The sequence below is a fragment of the Microbulbifer maximicatervae (SeqCode) genome (assembly GCF_052467325.1).
In genome coordinates, this window is the sequence record NZ_CP174310.1 from 342,985 (window position 1) to 360,897 (window position 17,913).

At 40.6% G+C, this 17,913-nt stretch carries 18 protein-coding genes and 1 pseudogene; 13 read left to right on the plus strand and 6 right to left on the minus strand.

Annotated elements, in window-relative coordinates; all coding sequences use genetic code 11:
* Positions 1–422: 422 nt before the first annotated feature.
* From ACJJIE_RS01830 to ACJJIE_RS01875, 10 genes and pseudogenes are all read left to right on the plus strand, one after another.
* Positions 423–557: a hypothetical protein gene (locus tag ACJJIE_RS01830; RefSeq protein WP_444893325.1), complete on the plus strand. Its 135-nt coding sequence runs from the start codon at positions 423–425 to the stop codon at positions 555–557.
* A gap of 552 nt (positions 558–1,109) precedes the next feature.
* Positions 1,110–1,493: a hypothetical protein gene (locus tag ACJJIE_RS01835; protein WP_444893326.1), complete on the plus strand. Its 384-nt coding sequence runs from the start codon at positions 1,110–1,112 to the stop codon at positions 1,491–1,493.
* Positions 1,494–1,598: 105 nt separating this feature from the next.
* Entirely contained in the window at positions 1,599–1,901 is a 303-nt protein-coding gene (locus ACJJIE_RS01840; protein WP_282932097.1) for a hypothetical protein, read from the plus strand.
* Between the two features lie 275 nt (positions 1,902–2,176).
* The gene (locus tag ACJJIE_RS01845; protein WP_282932098.1) at positions 2,177–2,527 is read left to right on the plus strand and encodes a hypothetical protein; all 351 of its coding nucleotides are present in this window, start codon (positions 2,177–2,179) and stop codon (positions 2,525–2,527) included.
* 125 nt (positions 2,528–2,652) lie between these two features.
* A pseudogene (locus ACJJIE_RS01850) lies at positions 2,653–2,871 on the plus strand (VF530 family protein); the annotation flags it as partial.
* Positions 2,872–3,030: 159 nt separating this feature from the next.
* Positions 3,031–3,333: a DUF6980 family protein gene (locus ACJJIE_RS01855; RefSeq protein ID WP_444893327.1), complete on the plus strand. Its 303-nt coding sequence runs from the start codon at positions 3,031–3,033 to the stop codon at positions 3,331–3,333.
* A gap of 756 nt (positions 3,334–4,089) precedes the next feature.
* Positions 4,090–4,467: an SMI1/KNR4 family protein gene (locus ACJJIE_RS01860; RefSeq protein ID WP_444893328.1), complete on the plus strand. Its 378-nt coding sequence runs from the start codon at positions 4,090–4,092 to the stop codon at positions 4,465–4,467.
* 81 nt (positions 4,468–4,548) lie between these two features.
* Positions 4,549–4,947 carry a hypothetical protein gene (locus ACJJIE_RS01865; protein WP_444893329.1) on the plus strand — a complete coding sequence of 133 codons (399 nt, stop codon included), beginning with the start codon at positions 4,549–4,551 and terminating at the stop codon, positions 4,945–4,947.
* Positions 4,948–5,395: 448 nt separating this feature from the next.
* Complete coding sequence (locus ACJJIE_RS01870) at positions 5,396–5,677, plus strand: hypothetical protein (protein ID WP_444893330.1); 282 nt, start codon at positions 5,396–5,398, stop codon at positions 5,675–5,677.
* Between the two features lie 967 nt (positions 5,678–6,644).
* On the plus strand, positions 6,645–6,962 hold the full coding sequence (locus ACJJIE_RS01875) for a hypothetical protein (protein WP_444893331.1): 318 nt from the start codon (positions 6,645–6,647) through the stop codon (positions 6,960–6,962).
* Between the two features lie 889 nt (positions 6,963–7,851).
* On the opposite strand, the gene ACJJIE_RS01880 is transcribed toward ACJJIE_RS01875, so the two are convergent.
* Positions 7,852–9,429 (minus strand): phytoene desaturase family protein, encoded by a 1,578-nt coding sequence (locus ACJJIE_RS01880; protein WP_444893332.1) that lies wholly within the window; start codon positions 9,427–9,429, stop codon positions 7,852–7,854.
* Positions 9,430–9,755: 326 nt separating this feature from the next.
* Here ACJJIE_RS01880 and ACJJIE_RS01885 point away from each other — a divergent pair, with 326 nt between their 5' ends.
* Positions 9,756–10,112 carry a hypothetical protein gene (locus ACJJIE_RS01885; protein WP_444893333.1) on the plus strand — a complete coding sequence of 119 codons (357 nt, stop codon included), beginning with the start codon at positions 9,756–9,758 and terminating at the stop codon, positions 10,110–10,112.
* Positions 10,113–10,262: 150 nt separating this feature from the next.
* Here the strand turns inward: ACJJIE_RS01885 and ACJJIE_RS01890 are convergent, their stop codons facing one another.
* Positions 10,263–12,242, minus strand: a complete 1,980-nt coding sequence (locus ACJJIE_RS01890) for a hypothetical protein (protein ID WP_444893334.1) — start codon at positions 12,240–12,242, stop codon at positions 10,263–10,265.
* Positions 12,243–12,691: 449 nt separating this feature from the next.
* Here ACJJIE_RS01890 and ACJJIE_RS01895 point away from each other — a divergent pair, with 449 nt between their 5' ends.
* Both ACJJIE_RS01895 and ACJJIE_RS01900 read left to right on the plus strand, forming a co-directional pair.
* On the plus strand, positions 12,692–12,817 hold the full coding sequence (locus tag ACJJIE_RS01895; protein ID WP_444893335.1) for a hypothetical protein: 126 nt from the start codon (positions 12,692–12,694) through the stop codon (positions 12,815–12,817).
* Between the two features lie 1,058 nt (positions 12,818–13,875).
* The gene (locus ACJJIE_RS01900) at positions 13,876–15,108 is read left to right on the plus strand and encodes a serine hydrolase domain-containing protein (protein ID WP_444893336.1); all 1,233 of its coding nucleotides are present in this window, start codon (positions 13,876–13,878) and stop codon (positions 15,106–15,108) included.
* A gap of 213 nt (positions 15,109–15,321) precedes the next feature.
* Here ACJJIE_RS01900 and ACJJIE_RS01905 read toward each other — a convergent pair whose 3' ends face one another.
* Genes ACJJIE_RS01905 through ACJJIE_RS01920 form a run of 4 tightly spaced genes read right to left on the minus strand, consistent with a single transcriptional unit; the run spans position 15,322 to position 17,812 of the window.
* Complete coding sequence (locus ACJJIE_RS01905) at positions 15,322–15,930, minus strand: DNA-3-methyladenine glycosylase I (protein ID WP_444893337.1); 609 nt, start codon at positions 15,928–15,930, stop codon at positions 15,322–15,324.
* Between the two features lies 1 nt (position 15,931).
* Positions 15,932–16,231 (minus strand): YciI family protein, encoded by a 300-nt coding sequence (locus ACJJIE_RS01910; protein ID WP_444893338.1) that lies wholly within the window; start codon positions 16,229–16,231, stop codon positions 15,932–15,934.
* Positions 16,232–16,257: 26 nt separating this feature from the next.
* Positions 16,258–16,830: a TetR/AcrR family transcriptional regulator gene (locus tag ACJJIE_RS01915; protein WP_444893339.1), complete on the minus strand. Its 573-nt coding sequence runs from the start codon at positions 16,828–16,830 to the stop codon at positions 16,258–16,260.
* A gap of 19 nt (positions 16,831–16,849) precedes the next feature.
* Entirely contained in the window at positions 16,850–17,812 is a 963-nt protein-coding gene (locus ACJJIE_RS01920) for an alkene reductase (protein WP_444893340.1), read from the minus strand.
* Positions 17,813–17,913 lie beyond the last annotated feature (101 nt).

Here is a 17,913-nt window from a genome sequence, read left to right on the forward strand (position 1 = left end):
GCGTAGAACCTTTCCAACACTATATGTCAAAATCGGGGGCATACTTGAAAAACAGGCCAAAATCATACGAATTTGGTTTCGTCTACTCGTGCCGTACAAGCGAAGAAGGTGGTTTTTCACAGTGGCTTATAGAACCACAGAAGTAAAAATACATACAAGCGCAAGTAGTTGGTACAGCCTTTCGGGCCTCCGAGGGACGCCCAACGCCATGTATGTTTTGCGCAGGTCGCTGCGCTCCCAGATTTGTACAAATCGGGCATAGTATTGAGTGCCCCTGTTGCGGGCGTTCCGGCTGTAGAAAAACTAATGTACATCTATGACTCTTCAAGTGTGATCAAATATTAACTGCATATGGTGATTCTGCGTGAATTCTGATTTAGCTTTCACTGATGAGTAAGTTATTTTTCACTTAGAAGCACAATATGAAAAGAGGGCTGAGTTTTTCTACACTCTCGTTAAGTGACAAGGGGATAGTCAATGAAATCATTCGAAATCGCTTACACAGCGCCAATGGCTATCTCAGCCCTGAGGCGTTTGAGGAACAACTAGTCGCTTAGTGGTGTGTCCGTTGTTGATGGGTAGGATCAAATCACTTAACAAGCGCATGTTGCTCGCCGTTATAGCGACCGGACAGCTTATACTACGCTTTACCAGCCGCAAATACGAATGTTATATTCACGAGGGAAATGAGTGAAGAAAGTCCCGATATTTATTTCAATATTCCTCATTCTTGTGCAAGCTGGTTGTACAACGCAGTCACAAATTAAGCTTCTACAGGGAAAGGATGAGTTTAGAGGGGAATTTCTTGTAGATTGCAAAGGTATAAAAACAATTTACGAGGGGCACAATAGCTCAGGCTACTATTTTGAGGGCTATAGCGGTGGAGCGTTCACAAAACACTCAATTAGCTTGTCAGAAATGACATCGTGGCTCAAAGAGTGTGGAGTTGATCTAAGTACCGTAAGCCAAATAATAGAGTAACAACAATACTAGCATTGCATAACTAGTAAAGCAGCACCGCCCACTACATGTGACTGAACAGTTTTAAGTAGCTGCGCTGCTCGAAATCTACCGCTGTTTGCGGTGTTTTGCAACATGAGTACTTAAGCATGAAAGAAGTTCAAGAAGTTGGCAGAAGCCTGGTTGCCGAAAAAGAAAGCAATGACTTTTGCTTTTCTCATGAAGGTCAGTTGTACAGATACAAGAAAGGCCAAGTTAAATTGCTGTGCAAGGCAAATCCTAAACTAAAGTACACAATTGATAAAGGGAAAAGCGATAATAGATCTTACCACTATGTATTTGAGGTTATGTCGCCATTAAGAGCTGGGCCCACGGAAGTTGTGGTCCCATCAGTCAAAATGGCTTCTAAATCTGGTTTTTCGAGCACTTTAGCAACTTATGTTCCGTTTGCTCAGTTTGTTGGCAGCCAAGATGACTTCAAGTCTTACTGTTTCCAGATTTTTGAGAACGTGACAGAAAAAGAAAGTCCATAGAAATGTCAAGCACGAACGCAAGCAGAACTGGCTGGACTTACATTCCGCAGCTTCGCTGCTCCATTTCGGAACGTGTTGGCGGCATTATGCCTCAACAGCATGAATATGAAATTTGCAATGATTTTTAGTTTCACTCTGACTGGGTGTGTAAGCTTCAATATGGGCGATGGCATGTTCATTGTTCAAGGCTCTACAGCTGGAGATTGCCTCCTCTCAATATCAAAGCAAGATGACAGCCTTGTGAGTCACAATATTCGCGAGGTGGCCGGATTGTTTAGCCAAGATTTTGTGGTTTCACCTAACGAGGAAAAATATTCAGCGTCATTATTGTGCGATAATCAAGTTTTGCGACAGAAGACATTCGTATACCCAACTGAAATCAGGGTGGGTGGTGTACTTCATCTTTAACTGCGTAGTTCAGAGGCATGACAATATAGGCCGGGTGCTACGGCTCCTGTCAAAGCCTTCGCGGGGCAGCCTACGCTGCGGGTGTTTAGGCTGTAGAAAAATGAATGTGCATCTATGACTCTTCAAATATGATTAAGTATCGACCACAAGTGGTGATTTTACGTGAGTTCTGATTTAGCTTTTACTTGTGAGTAGGCTATTTTTCACGTAGAGGCACAATACGAAAAGAGGGCTGAGTTTTTCTACATTCTCGTTAAGCATAAATAGGTAGGAAGATGTTACAGGCTGCAATAACTGCGTTGATACTGGTAGGTATCTACAAGTTAATTGATGGAAACAATGCCGAAAGTAGTGACTCTGATATTGATTGGTGGATTGCATTTGTCTTCGTTTTTGCACCAATGATTCTTATATTCATAATCAGTTTAGTAGTTGTAGGAAACGATTTTTCGGGGATTATTATTTTATCGGCATATTCCTTATATTTTATTATTCCGTTTATCTATTTAAAGAAAGTGCTAGGGTATTCATCAAAAAAATCTCTAAAGTGCTCTGTATGGATTCCGGTTACGGTGTTGGCTATAGAAATTCCATATACTTTGATTTTCGGCGTACACAATGCTTAACAAAGTTGTGTTGTCGCCTTCGGTTTGAATAACCTACTGCGTAGGTCGCCACATACAACGACGTAATGCGTTATAAAACATAGAGTATTGATTGAAGAATGAGCAAAGAGTAACCAAATAATCCGCTACATGGTATTACTCTTGAGAAAGTTGTTACCCGTTTGCAGGAGCACTATGGCTGGGATGGCTTGGCAGATAGGATTAATATCAGTTGCTTTAAGAGTGACCCATCAGTTAAGTCTTCGCTCAAGTTTTTACGCAAAACCCAGTGGGCGCGAGATAAAGTTGAGAATCTGTATATCTCAACTTTTGAAAAGAAATCGCCGTGGGCTAATCGTGAATAAGCACTATTTGGCAACGACATGGATGTCGCAGTGATTAGACAGGGACAGGCAGGTAGCAAGGGAATCAATGTGATTAACCAAGCCCGTTACTTTTTTCTGACCAAAAAATCGCCAGATTGGCCGGCCGGTTATTACGGGGGTTAAGTATCCAAGATAATTATGCATTGTTGTAAAGAAATGGGAAAAAGAGTCGAGCTTAACTGTAGGGATCACAAGAATAACTATGAGTGTCCAGACACCCTTGTTTCCTTTATCCCAAAGTTTGATGAATATGGTCTCATTATTCATGATGGTGGTAGTAGTTCTATTTCTATCAGGTTTTGTCCATGGTGTGGCCAGGAGCTACCGGGCTCAAAACGAGATAAATGGTTTGATAAGTTAGAGAGTATGGGATTTGATGATCCTACTGAACAAAATATACCCGAGGAATTCAATAGTGATGCTTGGTTCCGAAACACTTAAAAGCGCAGGTTGTTCGCCGCTATCGTAGCCGGACGACTTCCGCTATACTCCAGCCGCGAAAATTTCGAACATTAGCCTGTAAATAGAAATATATCAATCATGAAAAGTTGGATAGTATTTATAAGTACATTGGTATTAGCAGCAACTCACCTGCTTCTTGTAGTCATTGAGTATCCCAAATACTCAGTTAAAAGTACGTTTTCAGCTTGGCTGCATATAGAATATCTTGTTATTTTCACTCTTTCTTTTTTGTGCCTCTTTGCTTTATACAAGAAAAACTCCCTTTCATATAAAGGTGCAGTTGCATTTCTATCATTTGGGATTTTAATGCAACTGAAAAATACAGGTGTGTGGTTAATGCTTAGCTGTGGTATAGGTGTAATAAAATGCCCCGCTAATGCGGGTCCAATTAGTATATTTGTAGGTTGGGTTATGTTTGGGTACTTACTATTTCTTATATATTTACTAAATAGCTATATTAAATGCCCAAGGCTGAAGTCCTGGTACAAGCTAACAACTAATTCAAGAGGGGCGCCGCGAAGCGGAGCCCTTTAATTGGGTGTTCAGACTGTAGAAAAACTAATGTGCACCTATGACCCTTTAAGTTCACTTGGTTTCAACTATTAACCATAAATGGTGATTCTACGTGAATTCTTATTGAGCTTTCACTGATGAATAGGCTATTTTTCATGCAGATGCACAATGCAAAATAGGGGTGAGTTTTCTATACCCTCGTTATGTTGCTCCGAGAACATTATGAATTTTAAAGAAATAGAAGAATCCCTAGATATCGAACTTCCTCAAAGCTACAAGGAGTTCATTTCAAACTATCCAGATATGCTGTTAGCTGATGGTTTTTGGGCTGCGGAAGTAGAGCTTCTTAACAATCAAAATCGACTGGTAGAACTCAATCGGTTTGTAAGGTTGCACCTAGATATTGAACTTAGCTACTTTTTGATTGGAGAAAGTGGCTGTGGAGATTATTACTTTATCGACATAAGTGATGAAGAATCGCCCGTGTACTTTTGGAATCATGATATAGCAGGCTTCGACGATGATGAAGAATCGGTAAATCTGATTGAGCATGCAGGAAAGTTGCTCGAGTCTTATACTTATGTCATCAAAAACACATAACTAGTTTGGGCAGTACGGACTGTGTGGCCCAGACGTGATACATGTGCTGCAGCCAAAGGCATTATAAATTATGAGGACCTTGTGATTTACATAAAGTATTTGTTTGCAATCCTGCTTCCTTGGTTAGCGTTTTTTACAGGTGACAAGATCTACGGCTCCTCGCATTTGATGTTCCATCATCCCTGCATTCAATCAGAGTATGGTTGTTGGTTAATGGATTTTATGAGCTTTGCCATAAAAGGGGCGTTGCTTGGCATCCTTTTAGGTTTGGCGAGATTTTCGGCCAGTCAGCTTAAAACCTCCGTAGTATCGGCGGCGGTATTGTTGACTATGGTTACTGTAAGGCTAGGCGCTGCTCGAATGGAAGGAGTCTTAACTGTCGTACTGGATTGGTACTATTGGCTAAGCTTGTTTGTCCCATTATTATTAGCTGCAGTGGTTTTTTACTTAGGTTCACGGTATGTGGCAGAAAAGTTATAATAAATTGTGGAAGCACGGATGCTTTACGCAGGGGCTGTTTAACAGCAGCCCCCACACTCCGTGTTAACTTCATGTGGATATAGAGAGAATTAAGCGAAAGAGGCAAAAGAATACTCAAGAGCAAAATTTTCTTGAAAAATATTCAATGAAAGAAGGAGCATTAGGCTTTCTAATTTCCATTGAAGACTACAAATATTTTTTTGGATCTTTGATATCTATGGAATAGATATGAGAGGTGGCACTCTTATTTCTCTATATATTTGTCTTGAGCAAGGCTCAGTAGAAAAATGTAATGCAATATGACTAACTTCAGAATAAAATACTCAACCACACTCCGGCCGTAAGCGGCCTATTATTCCTTGTCGATGAGTCGACTGTTTTCACGTAGAAGCACTAAATAAAAATTGGGATGAGTGTGTCTAAGTCCCGTTATAAATAGGAGAAAATGATGAGCAGTGAACCAAAAGAAAAATCGAAAGCGATGAGGATTATCCAATCTATTTGCTCACTGTCTATAGTAGGTGTTATCTGTTATAGTCTAATCTATGGATTAGAGTTGGTGTCTTCAGCTATCGTTGTATCCTCAATAGCTGGCCTTGTAATACCGACGATTATTTCTGAGTCTACAATGGGTGTCGTTGAGATTTTAACTGGCGTTTTGGAAGCCTTCATAGACGGTTTGGTTGACGCAGTTACGGGTGTGCTTGAGGCTATCGGCTCAATTTTTTAGTTAACGCTATAGGATTTTATAGCAAGTTGCTGTCCCCGATGGTCTTCACTCTGCTAGCATAATCGATTTGATTTCGGTTGTGGCGTAGCAAAGTATTATATGGGTTAAATAAGTAGATGAAAGATAAGTTTAAGAAGTTACGTAGAAAGCAAATTATGGGAAGCATTTTCTTTGCTCCTGCTCTTATCGGTCTTTTTGTCTCTCTAGAGGCTATGGAAAGTGGGGTGGAAACCTTTGCCGGTATGCCTACAGTGGCCTGGATGATCGGATGCATTCTCGCTATAGTTGCATATTTAGTTTTCTCTAGATTCAATTGGCGGTGTCCTAAGTGCACAAATTATCTAGGTAAAGGTTTGAACCCGAAATTCTGCAAGAGTTGCGGGTTTGATTTGAGTTCATCCACATAACAAACAGCAGTACGATCGCCCGATAAATTTGACTGTGCGGCCGACGTTATGTTTCGGTCGTCCATGTGCTGAGATCTGGCTGTATTAGGGAGCCTGGAGTATTTTTTAAAGGGAACTAATCTATTGATCTTAAAGCGAATGGCACTGTGTTCTGGAGTTCAATCTGCTGAATGGCCTGCTGTAAAAGAATTGAGTTTAATTTAAATGAGTTCAATGTAAGTTCTCATCCCAGACATTTGTTAATGTAGTTATCTCTACGCACTCGAATCACTGCTCCAGGCGAAATTCAAGGTATCTTTATGTATGCACTCTATCTTGGTCACTAGCGGTGAGCCCTTCAATGAAAGATTCGGATGATATTCTATGGCGGTAGATTGGTAGAGGCTAGGGAGCGATTAATCCTTACTCAGAAACTCTCATGATTTACTGCCAAAAAGAGGCGTGAGTTGAAGCCAGTGAACTGAATTTAGGGGGTTAGTTAACAAGTAAAGCTATCCGACGTCAAAACAGTCGTTTAGGTTTTGCACCGGTGCTTTTATCGTTAGACATCTTAGGGAATTATGAATAAGCAAGAAAATAAAATTTTACGTTCTGTAGTCCGTTCCTACTCAAGAAATAGGATGCCAGTCTATGCTCGCATGCCCTTTGTTGTTATTAGCTCGATTGGCATGATTGTTTTATTGGTTGCTATGAAACGATTATTGGAAGCTGGCGAAATTAATATTTACGTGGCCTTTTCAATTTTGCTATTTTCAGGTGTTGCAATAGGATTTGTATCTATAGTTAGAGCAAGCTATAAATGTCAACCATTTATCAAGCCATATTTGGATCTAAGTGCCATAGAGCAAAAATTAAGTGACGCAGACAAAAGAGAATAGTCTCGGATGGAAGTTGAGAGATGTAAGTAAATATGAGGTCGGTTTTACTGAATTAATAGGTGTCTATTTATATTTGTTTTGGCTATTTTCCAGGATGAAGACTCAAATGACCTATTGATTTTAACGGTCAAGATATGAAATACCCTTGTATTTTGCAGGGGTTTTATCTATGGCCTTAATATGTCTAATAGTCTCTTCCATCTTCTTTATAGTGGGAGAGCCTGAAGTTATTTGGTATGGTTGATATTTTCAGTCCTTTTTATACTGTTTCAATTATCAATTGTATTGGAAGGAATACATAGGAAGAGGGTTGAGTTACGGCGGGAGTATGTTGAATTTGACTCAGGAAGAATAAAAAGAGTTATTTTCGGCCAGTTGGAATAGTTGATGAATGGTTGGAGATTGTAGGGGTTGCTAAAGTAACTAACAATGTGGGGTTCAGTGATGGTATCCATTGGATGATCATGAATTCTGAAACAATGTATCTAATGGCGCACTTGCTTCCCTTAAGCCAATTGAAAAATTACAGATATTACCTAACTCTAATGATGATGTGGTTAATTAAGGAGTGGGAAGTGTAGACAATAACTACGTTGTCGATTGGAAGAGGTAGTTTTTAGTAGCTAAAACTCAGAATTATTTTAGAGCATTGCTGCGAGAGAAAAAGTACTCACAGCTTTGTGTGCGCCAGTTAGTAAGCAGTACCTGCGAATGAAAAGAGTTTCTTTGAGAGCCATTCTGACCGGAGGAGGTAAGTAAAAATCTTGAGTGGTGCTTGAAAACAAACTTCGTCTACTATTTAGTAATGACTGAGCCCAACAGGTATTAGTTTTTTCTCAGCCCGCTTTTCCAGCTCCAGGTATTTTTTATTATCGCCAATGGGGTATCCTTATCTATCCCTTAAAATCTCCATCGCAGCATTATGTCCTGGAATTCCAGTAACTCCACCTCCGGGGTGGCTACCAGAACCGCAGAGATACAACCCCCGAATCGGTGTGCGATAATCAGCAAAGCCCATAAAAGGGCGGTTGCTCCACAGTTGGTCCAGCCCCAAGGCGCCATGGAATATATCTCCCCCTATCAAGCCAAACTTGCGCTCTAAATCTAGCGGTGAATGAATTTGTTGGGCGATGATGGAGTCATGGAAATTGGGGGCATGTCTAGTGACAGTATCGATGATAGTTTGGGCTGCAAGCTCACGACAATCATCCCAGCTTTTGCCATCTGGCAGTTCTGGAGCGAATTGTTGGCAGAAAAGGCTGGCGACATGCTGACCTTGAGGAGCCAGGGAGGGGTCTATAGTAGAGGGAATCAACATCTCTACAATAGGTTGTGTTGACCAGCCGTGTTGGATTGCATCCATATAGGCCTGCTCCAAGTAGTTCATTGTGGGGCCGATGACAATTCCAGACTGGTGATGCGGTTGTAGATGAATTCCGGGCTTGCAGGTGAAGTCTGGCAGTTCAGACAGTGCCACGTTCATACGAAAAGTACCGGAACCTACTCTGAAACCGCGCACGCGGCGACGGAATTCCGGCTCTAGATGTTGTTCATCAATCATTTGGGAGTAGAGCAGTTTAGGGCCGACATTGGCGATTACTTTTTTGGCTGTAATCGTCTCCCCGTTACTTAGCTGTACACCGCTAGTACTACCTCCTTTAACCAACACCTTGCTAACTTCAGTATCTGTACGAATAGTAATCCCGAGGAGTTCTGCTTCTTTAAGCATAGCTTGGGTGATAGCACCCATACCGCCCATGGCATGCCCCCAAGCACCTTTCTCACCGTTAGCCTCACCAAACACATGATGTAATAGTACATAAGCGGAGCCGGGGGTACTGGGAGCCGCATAGTTGCCGACAATAGAATCGAAGGCGAATGCTGCTTTGACATGGTCACTTTCAAACCAGGCATCCAGTACACTCGTGGCGCTCTTGGTAAATAAGTCAAGCGCATCACGGCGTGATGCCATACTCAGTTTCTTTGCCCTTAAACCAAAGCCGCCTGCACGCACCAAGTCCGCAAAGCCGCCCCCCACATTGGGGGGAGAGCGCAATAGCTCCTCACGCAGAATATTAGCTACGGATTCCAGCATGACATAAAAGTCAGGTAGGGTAGCTGCATCCTTCTCTGAGAAGCGAGCGACTTCTGCTTGCGTATCCAAAAGATTTTTATGGAAGGAGAGACTTTTTCTATCTGACAGCGGGAAAAAGTTAGATTGTGGCCGTAATTTGATTTCCAGGCCATGCTCATGCAAGTTCAGATCTTCGATGATTTTTGGATTGAGTAAACTCACAGTGTAGCTTGCCACTGAGTTTCGGAAACCTGGATGAAACTCTTCAGTAACCGCAGCGCCGCCTACTATAGATCGGCGCTCAAGGATTGTTACTTTTTTTCCCGCTTTTGCCAAGTAGCAAGCACACACTAGGCCATTATGACCTCCGCCAATAATCAAAAAATCCTTCATTATTATTCTCTATGTAGATGAGGACTAGGTTGGATATATAAAAAAATACCAGAAAATAAGAGGGAAATAAATATTTCAAGTACGGTTTATGTGGCTCAAGATGGTGCCTGACCATTTATCATAATAGATCTAAGATGGAGTTGGGTTTCTGGATTTTTATTGTGATGGGATAGGCAAATTTACCGATATTGATATTACACAGTGATAGAGTGCCTTTCTTGTTATATGTTTCACTATGTCAGATGGGTAGAATGATAGAGCCTATTAAATCAACCTTGTATCTGACTATTAATATTTTACGTTTTCAATCACTGAAAGGAATTCTAATGAAAACTATACTGCTTGTTGTGTTGATGACTATGCTTATGCCCCTATCCGTATATGGAGACTGTGAAAGAGCATGGAATATTAGTGGTAATATTTATGTTGAAGGTGTTAGTTTTCAGAAAAAAGAGCATGCAGGCGAAATGTATTGCTATGCTGAATTTTACTATGATAATGGCGATTATCTGCTCGATAATTACACTCTCGAGGAGTGCCATATTGGTGAAACAATAGTAGACTGGCGGGGGAAAGAGATGGCAACCATTAAAATGACGATGATTGCCAAAGTGCCAGATATACATGGGGATTATGGGGTCAGTAATAAGATAACTCATACTTACTACAACTGTATCAATTGAATTTAGTTATCGTTGACGTAAGTTTATGATTGTTTATCTTGTTATATAAAGCTGATTTATTAAAGACGATTGTTGATTAAAATGTTCCATCAGGGCCTACCGATACGTTGGTTATTGTCAGTGGGCCCTGGGTTAATTGAAAGAAGCTAATTAATATACATACACCGCGCCGGCTAAAGGTGCATCATTGTTATCCTGCCCGACACCTTCAGTTCCATCAGAATTCCCATCTTCGAAAGGTGTTGCGATGACTAAGGTCTGCCCGTCAGATGATATTGCCAAATTGTGTCCAAACATATCACGAGAATCTGTATTACTGGCCTTGATATAGTTGCCTGTTTCCCATGTGCCAGATAGAGCGTTATAGAGATAAATATAGGCCGCACCAGAATTTAGCTTAGATTGATCTTCAATTAGTCCTCCCACACCTGTAGCCCCACCATTATTGTTCGGAGCAGCGATAGCCAAAATGCCACCATCACCAGATAACTGAACTGATTGACCAAAATACTCGCTGCTCTGTGGAGAGAGAGATTTTATATAAACCGGATTCCCCGGCAGGTTACTATCATTGTATCCAGACCATGGGTCAACCTTTTCATTTGCATCAGGCTCTCGATATATATAAGTCGCACCAGCGTATAGATAGTCGTAGTCAAATTCTACTGGGGGGGTTGCAGTAACTCCGCTACCGGAGCCTACTTCTCTAGGCGCTCCGATAGCAAGTACTCGACCATTTTGGGAAAGAGAAACAGAGTAACCAAAATTTTGACCATAATCAGAGTCAGAACTCTTTAAGTAGGCGGCTTGCTCCCAGATTTGGGTATCAGTCTCTCGAAAAACAAAAACTGCACCGTAATCGAGATTATCAGAGCTTGATGGTGTATATTCCCTATCGCCTGGATCAATCCAATCCATTGGTGCTCCAACAGCTAATATTTCACCATCTTTAGAAAAAGCAAGTGCTGCTCCAAATTTAGATTCATAGAGATATTCTTCTGGAAATTTCGTATCTGTATCTGAGCCGGTAAATTTTGGAGCCAATGTTTGTAAGTATTTTACCTCGGAACCTTCCTCTGCATAGATGTCAATCTCATAAATGGAAATGCCTTCCAAGGTTTTAGCCGCTAAGCGCTTACCATTTGAGGATAAGGCTAATGGACTTCTATATAGAAATTTATCATTCCAGTCATATGTGTGAGAAAACGTATTAAAAAGTTTCCAATCCGTATTTTCACGTTTAAATAGATGGAAAATAAAGTTTTTTGACATCACTGCTAGTATTTTTCCATCAGCTGAAAGTTGTAATTTCCGCCCAAAATAAGCTTTTTTCTGTGGGTTAGCTTCAGTCAGCTTGTTTATCTGTTCCCATTCAAAATTCTCATTCCGTTCAAAGGTATATACTGCACCTTGAGAGTCCTCCTGACCGGAGTAACTGGATGCAGAAACTACCATAACCGTACCATCGTCAGAGATAGCCGTTGAGTATCCAAATAACTCCCAGTCAGTGGAATTGTCCGACTTTAAATAGCTAATAAGATCTTTAGATTCATCTGTTTCCGGTGTATCCAGTGCTTGAGTTGAAGCTATAATTTCTCCCTCAGCATCGACGGCATGTAGCTGAAATTGGATATCTTTATTGGCGTTTGGCTGGAAAAGATGAAGCGGAACATGGAACTTAAAAGTATGTGCATCCTTGGAGATTGAATCAAAGAGAATCCTCGCGCCTGGGGTACTGCCATCAGACCCTACGATACTGCCGAAGGAGCCATCAAGTTGAAAATGATTGAGTTGAAGTATGGCATTTACTTCATCATTTAAAACCCACTCAATTTGAAAGCTAGCCTGAGCATTCCCTATATTCTCGACTGCTTTAATAGTGGCAGTAGAGAATAGTTCGGGTTCGGGTTCGGGTTCGGGTTTAGGTTCGGGTTCGGGTTTAGGTTCGGGTTCGGGTTCGGGTTTAGGTTCAGGTTCAGGTTCGGGTCCAGATTCTGACACAGGAGCTGCTTGTGAGTCCGATACCGACTTTTCCGTGCTTTCACTACCGCCACCACCACATCCTGTTAAGATGGTGATTGCTGCTAAAATACTAAATAATATAGTTTTATTCATCGAATCAATATTCATCCAAGCTGAATTTAATCTTTAAGTGAGTATCTTCCAGATACTTAGCTTTTAACTAGGTTTACTTTGCCTTGCTAAAACATATGGTCTTCAAGTATATCAAGCACTTGTGTTTTCTAGCTACCTTCATTCATCACATAGAAGAGAAGTTAATTGGTACATATGTGGAGTTATTGTCAGAAAAAATGGATTCTTCAATAGGAGCTAAGCTCTGACTTTTTTAATTCTAGATTGAAACTTGATTGGTAAGCAGCTCACTTCTTGATGGCTTGGCTCGACTGGCTGCGATATCTACCGATATCCCTATGGAGATCAGATCGAAGTGTAAAAAATATAGATATTACTTAATGATAGAGCGAACTTAAATTGCATCTATCAAGCATAAGATTTACGAAAAACGACAACTTAATCTGTTGGTGCAAATTAAGTTGAAGTCTTTGGTGGGAGTATTTATGGGGGTCTTGATTGGGGGGGATCTTTCCATTGCGCTCTGCGGTGGCGTTTCCAAGATCTTTCAAAACAACGAAAGTAGTCCTCCCAAGCATGCGGCAGGTTTGCGGGTTTTCTCCGGTCCCTAATTTTTATAAAAATTTCTAGTTCATTTTCAATGGAAGCATAGTATTGCTTCATTTCATTTTTGGTGTGAGGGTTTCGAAAGTAGCGGTAGCTCACTTTGATCTCCATTAGCTGAGAGTTGCTAATGAAAACCAAAGCCGTTATATGCCAATATTAACTTGTGGCTCATGTTTTTTTCTCACTAAAATTATGTCCTCGGAGGTGAGGATTGTAGCAGGTTTATTCAGTTCTTAACAATCATAAAAATAATAGTGGCTGGTACGTAAACTGTTATTGTAAGATTTGACAAGATATTTCAGTAAGGTGCAAATTGATGTGGTATTGTAATTATAGCCTAAATGCTATTTGTAAAACCTAATAATTTAACTTTTAAATATGGCACTTTGTATTAATCCTAGGTCTTGTGAGTGGCGGTGGTTAAAAGTTAACTTTGTGGGACGGCGTATTGTTTGAGCTCTATTAGTGCATTGGTGGTAAGCTTGAACAGATGTTCCACTATAGTGAGTACTTTTAAAGCTTAGTCCAGCTATATTTATGGGTTAACTATTAGATCTTTAGGCTGATTCTTATCCTATCCAACTATATTCATACTGTGGAGTAGGGGCAACGAAAAATCCTAGGGGATGTGTTTGAAGGCATCGTCAAAAGATACCGATTTTGATAAAGAAATAGATGTTTGTAAGTGGTCGTCTGGAAAGTAGGCGTGGATGAGATATTGTCGGAAGAACTGTTTTTGAAGTTGCCGGGCAATTTTATCGCAACTACTACTTGAACTTGGAGGTTACTTTACGGAAATAGAGAGCAGCTTTATAAGTGAGTTTTATATTAACGTCTCATCTGTTGTTGGCACTAAGGAATATAATTGAGGCTGGATATTGCATAGCGCTTAATTTCGTATTTCTACGAGGTGATGAAGGCTATGTAAAATCTTACTGGTAAGTAGGGATCTGTCCGTATAATCGCTTAAATACAGTTACAAAATAAGGAGATCTTGAGTTTTTGTGGATTTTTATCAGTCATTACTGATGATCACAAATAAAAATGAGCTATCTATTGTGGTATGAGTAACTTCCATTTGTTTGTATTCTGTTTGATTGATACAGTCATCAAAGTATTTTCACGTAGTTTATACACTTCAAAAGGATTTAATAATATGTACAAACGTTTTACTTTTAGTGCAGCACTTTTATTGTGCACTTTATTTCAGTCTGCAAATGCAGAATCTCATATAGATAACTTGGATGATCTTTTTGATAGCGTGATTTCTGAGGATTCAGTGCCAGGAGTTAGTGTTGCTATAGGAGAAAATGGGCATGTCAGTTGGGCAAAAGGCTATGGCTATGCTGATTTGGAATCTCATGTTCCAATGACGAGAAGGACTAAGTTGAGGATAGCAAGTATATCAAAGGTTGTTACAGCAGCTGCTTTAATGAGATTAAAAGATCGGGGAGTCATTGAGTTGGATTCCTATGTTGGTCCATTGGTGGAAGCGTGGCCTGGATCACATGCAGATATTAGCTTTAGGCAGATAACAAATCACACTTCTGGTATACGCTACTATAGCTCTATGGAGGAGATACTATCTAATGTGGAATATAACTCTACGATAGATGCATTAGATATTTTTAAAGATGATGATTTACTTTTCTATCCTGGAACAGACTTCCAATATTCAACCTATGCCTGGACACTACTTGCTGCAGCGATGGAGTCCGCATCAGGAGTTGAATTTAAGGAGTTAGTGCAAGAGGAGGTATTTGATTCCCTAAATCTAAAAAATAGTACCTTTGATGAAAATTCTCCTATCATATCTCATAGGCAGAGGGCCTATTCTTATTGGGGGGAGAGTCTTAGCAATTCACCTGAGGTGAATAGCAGCTATAAATACGCCGGCGGCGGTATGCTCTCAACACCAAGTGATCTGGTTAGGTTTGCATTATCTCATCTTGATAGCCGCTACTTGAGTGATGAATCGATTTCTGAGCTTTTCACTCCAGGTACTCTAACGAGTGGCGAGGAACTGGACTTTGGTGTGGGCTGGGTCGTTGCTTTCAATACCTTGCTAGATCGGTATAATTCAGAAGAGGATGTAGACCTGATTAGAGTTATTCAGGAGCACCCAAATGTTAAGATGATTGATGGTGCGAGTGTTGGCGCTACTAGTGTCCTGATGCTTTGCCCCGACCATGCCCGTTCTGTAAGTATTATAAAGAATGTAGATAGTGAACAAACGGCGGACTTAACTGCATTGTCGTTAAAGGTGTTGGATTTTATTCACACAAGAAGTAGGTAGTTTTAATTGGTAAAGAGCTAGAACTGCGGGTTATAAAATTGTCTTTCCCTTCCTCAATTTCACCGTATGAAATCATAGGTGAGGGAAAGCGGTTTGAGCTCTTTGCTTTGACTTTAACCTGTAGCGTGCTAAATTTTTCTCTCATATTCAGATTTATATTTCTGAGATAAAGCAAGGTTGTTTTAGCCTTAGCGGTAAGCATGTTGTCTGACATCATGGTCTTATAAAGTTACTTCTAGCCCTCTGTATTTTTGATCGGGTTATGCACCCCTCCAGGTGATCATTAACCAGTCCCATTGCTTGCATAAAGGCATATACTGTTGTTGGACCTACAAATTTCCAGCCTAGCTTCTTTAAGTCTTTTGATAATGCAATTGATTCGCTTGAAGTAGACTTAGATTGAGGTTTTGCAAGTACTTTATCTTCAGGTTCATATTTCCAAACAAATGATGCAAGAGAGCCCTCACTCTTAACGATTTCTTTGGCACATTTTGCATTGTTAATAACTGCTTCAATTTTTCCTCGATGTCGAACTATCCCTTGATTTGTGAGTAATTTCTCGATACTTTCCCTGTTAAAGTGAGCAACTTTATTAAAGTCAAAGTCGTGAAATGCCTTCCGAAAATTTTCCCTTTTTGAGAGGATAGTACGCCAGCTTAGGCCGGACTGAAAACCCTCCAGGCATAATTTTTCAAATAGTCGGAAATCATTATCAACTGGATATCCCCACTCATTGTCATGGTACTGCAGAAAGTCTGGTGCAGAGAAACACCAGCTACAGCGATATTTACCGTCAGAACCTTGAGTAAGTTGTGTAGTCATATTAACTTCCCTCAGCATTTAATAGAAATTTAAGCGATTGGTTAGCTTTCGATGAATTAATCTCTATGACTTCGGCGCTAACGATACTTTCAGAGACAAAAGGGTCTTGGTTGATACGTACTAGTAGATCTTCATGGGTGGTGTTGAATGCTAAAATGCCCCCGCCGATTCCAGGCTTAATACTGCCCGATAATAGAAATACTCCATCATCGAAACCTTTCTGAAGCCACGCTTTGTGGTCTGGCATATATTCTGCCGCGTGTCCTTTTTTCTCTGAAAACTTTAACAAGATAATAAACATATACTTACTCTTCCTTACAGATGATATTATTTTTCCATTCTATATGTATCGACCCAATGACACATTTTACTGATTTCTTGCTCGGCGTAGCTCTTGTCTTGAAAAGCGGTTGCCATGGTTGCAATTCCCTGACTCCAAGAGAGTACTTGTAGCGCAAGATTATCTGCATCAATATTGGGGGAAATTTGTGTGAATTGTTTTCTCAGCCATTCTCGAAATAAGGTGAAAACTTTAGTGGCATCTTTGCGATTTAAATGATTCAACTTGGCAAGTTCATTGGATAGCGTACCTACGGGACAGCCGAAATCCTTAATTTTATCCCAGTTAGCATCCACAATACGGATATAACACTTGATTCTTTGGTTGGGTGTGTCTCCTTGTTTTTCCCATTCTTCAAGCATTGCTTTGGTTTTTTTTAGTCTTCTTTCTATAACGCCAGATAAGATTTGGTCTTTTGTTTTAAAATGGTGGTAGAAGTTTCCTCTGGATATATTTAATAGATTTGCGATATCTTTGAACGAAGTGTGTTCAAAACCCTGCTGATAGAATAAGTCATCTGCTATGGCGATGATTCGGTCTCGGGTGTCTATTTTTTCCATAGGGATCACATTATTGAGTTTATACTTGAGTTGAAAAAAATGGATAGTCGATGTAGCCTTTTTCATTTCCACCGTAAAAAGTCGAGTGGTCGGCCTGATTGAGTGGTATGCCTTTTTTTAGTCGGTATACTAAATCAGGGTTAGCTAAAAATGGTGTTCCAAATGCAATTAGGTCGGCACTATTATTTTTTAGGGATTTTTGAGCCCGTTCAAGATTGTAGCTATTGTTGGCAATGTACACACCCTTGAAACTTTCGCGTAGAGCTTGATAGTTTAAAGTCCTTTTATTCTTCATCATGTCGCCTTCTAAAATATGCACGTAGGAAATATTTCGATAATTTAGCTGCTGTAATACATACTCGAAATTTTCTTGTGGATTGGAGTCGTACATTGAATTAAAACTGTTCTCTGGTGTGAGACGTATACCAATGCGGTTTGAAGGCCAAGTTTCCAATATGGAATCAATGACTTCGTTTAAGAGGCGCATCCGGCTTTCTATATTCCCGCCATAGACATCATTGCGCTGATTAGTTCCGTCACGGAGAAATTGATCAATTAGATAGCCGTTAGCACCGTGAACTTCAACTCCATCAAAGCCAGCTTCTTTCGCCATTTGTGCTGCAAAACCAAATTGCTCCACGACTTCTGGAATCTCATAAGTTTCTAATGCGCGGGGATAGACAAAATCCTTTTTGCCCTCGTAGGTAACAGCTTGTCCAGTTGGCTTGATTGCCGATGCACTAACGGGAACCTCTCCACCTGGCTGTAGAGTGGGATGGGATATCCGACCGCAGTGTTGCAGCTGTATAAAGATTTTCCCATCAGCCTGATGTACTGCATGGGTTAGCTTTCTCCAGCTATCAACTTGCTCAGTAGTGTATGTACCTGGTGTATAGGGATATCCAATGCCTTGGGTAGAGACGGGAGATGATTCAGCGATAATTAGGCCAGCGCTTGCCCGCTGTTGGTAGTGAGTAACCATTATAGGGGTTACGACTCCATTTTGTCCGCTCGATTTCGCGTCATCGGTGCCATAACCATTCGGTTTGTAAGTTGAAGACCGGATAAGTCGAAGGGGTGAAA

Bases quoted from the DNA above. Each gene is read 5' to 3' on its own strand.
- ACJJIE_RS01920 (WP_444893340.1), bottom strand. From the start codon at position 17,812: ATGGTTACTCACTACCAACAGCGGGCAAGCGCTGGCCTAATTATCGCT.
- ACJJIE_RS01885 (WP_444893333.1), top strand. From the start codon at position 9,756: ATGAAAACTATACTGCTTGTTGTGTTGATGACTATGCTTATGCCCCTA.
- ACJJIE_RS01895 (WP_444893335.1), top strand. From the start codon at position 12,692: ATGGGGGTCTTGATTGGGGGGGATCTTTCCATTGCGCTCTGCGGTGGC.
- ACJJIE_RS01830 (WP_444893325.1), top strand. From the start codon at position 423: ATGAAAAGAGGGCTGAGTTTTTCTACACTCTCGTTAAGTGACAAGGGG.
- ACJJIE_RS01845 (WP_282932098.1), top strand. From the start codon at position 2,177: ATGTTACAGGCTGCAATAACTGCGTTGATACTGGTAGGTATCTACAAG.
- ACJJIE_RS01840 (WP_282932097.1), top strand. From the start codon at position 1,599: ATGAAATTTGCAATGATTTTTAGTTTCACTCTGACTGGGTGTGTAAGC.
- ACJJIE_RS01890 (WP_444893334.1), bottom strand. From the start codon at position 12,242: ATGAATATTGATTCGATGAATAAAACTATATTATTTAGTATTTTAGCA.
- ACJJIE_RS01835 (WP_444893326.1), top strand. From the start codon at position 1,110: ATGAAAGAAGTTCAAGAAGTTGGCAGAAGCCTGGTTGCCGAAAAAGAA.
- ACJJIE_RS01910 (WP_444893338.1), bottom strand. From the start codon at position 16,231: ATGTTTATTATCTTGTTAAAGTTTTCAGAGAAAAAAGGACACGCGGCA.
- ACJJIE_RS01900 (WP_444893336.1), top strand. From the start codon at position 13,876: ATGAGTAACTTCCATTTGTTTGTATTCTGTTTGATTGATACAGTCATC.
- ACJJIE_RS01870 (WP_444893330.1), top strand. From the start codon at position 5,396: ATGAGCAGTGAACCAAAAGAAAAATCGAAAGCGATGAGGATTATCCAA.
- ACJJIE_RS01915 (WP_444893339.1), bottom strand. From the start codon at position 16,830: ATGGAAAAAATAGACACCCGAGACCGAATCATCGCCATAGCAGATGAC.
- ACJJIE_RS01905 (WP_444893337.1), bottom strand. From the start codon at position 15,930: ATGACTACACAACTTACTCAAGGTTCTGACGGTAAATATCGCTGTAGC.
- ACJJIE_RS01875 (WP_444893331.1), top strand. From the start codon at position 6,645: ATGAATAAGCAAGAAAATAAAATTTTACGTTCTGTAGTCCGTTCCTAC.
- ACJJIE_RS01855 (WP_444893327.1), top strand. From the start codon at position 3,031: ATGCATTGTTGTAAAGAAATGGGAAAAAGAGTCGAGCTTAACTGTAGG.
- ACJJIE_RS01880 (WP_444893332.1), bottom strand. From the start codon at position 9,429: ATGAAGGATTTTTTGATTATTGGCGGAGGTCATAATGGCCTAGTGTGT.
- ACJJIE_RS01860 (WP_444893328.1), top strand. From the start codon at position 4,090: ATGAATTTTAAAGAAATAGAAGAATCCCTAGATATCGAACTTCCTCAA.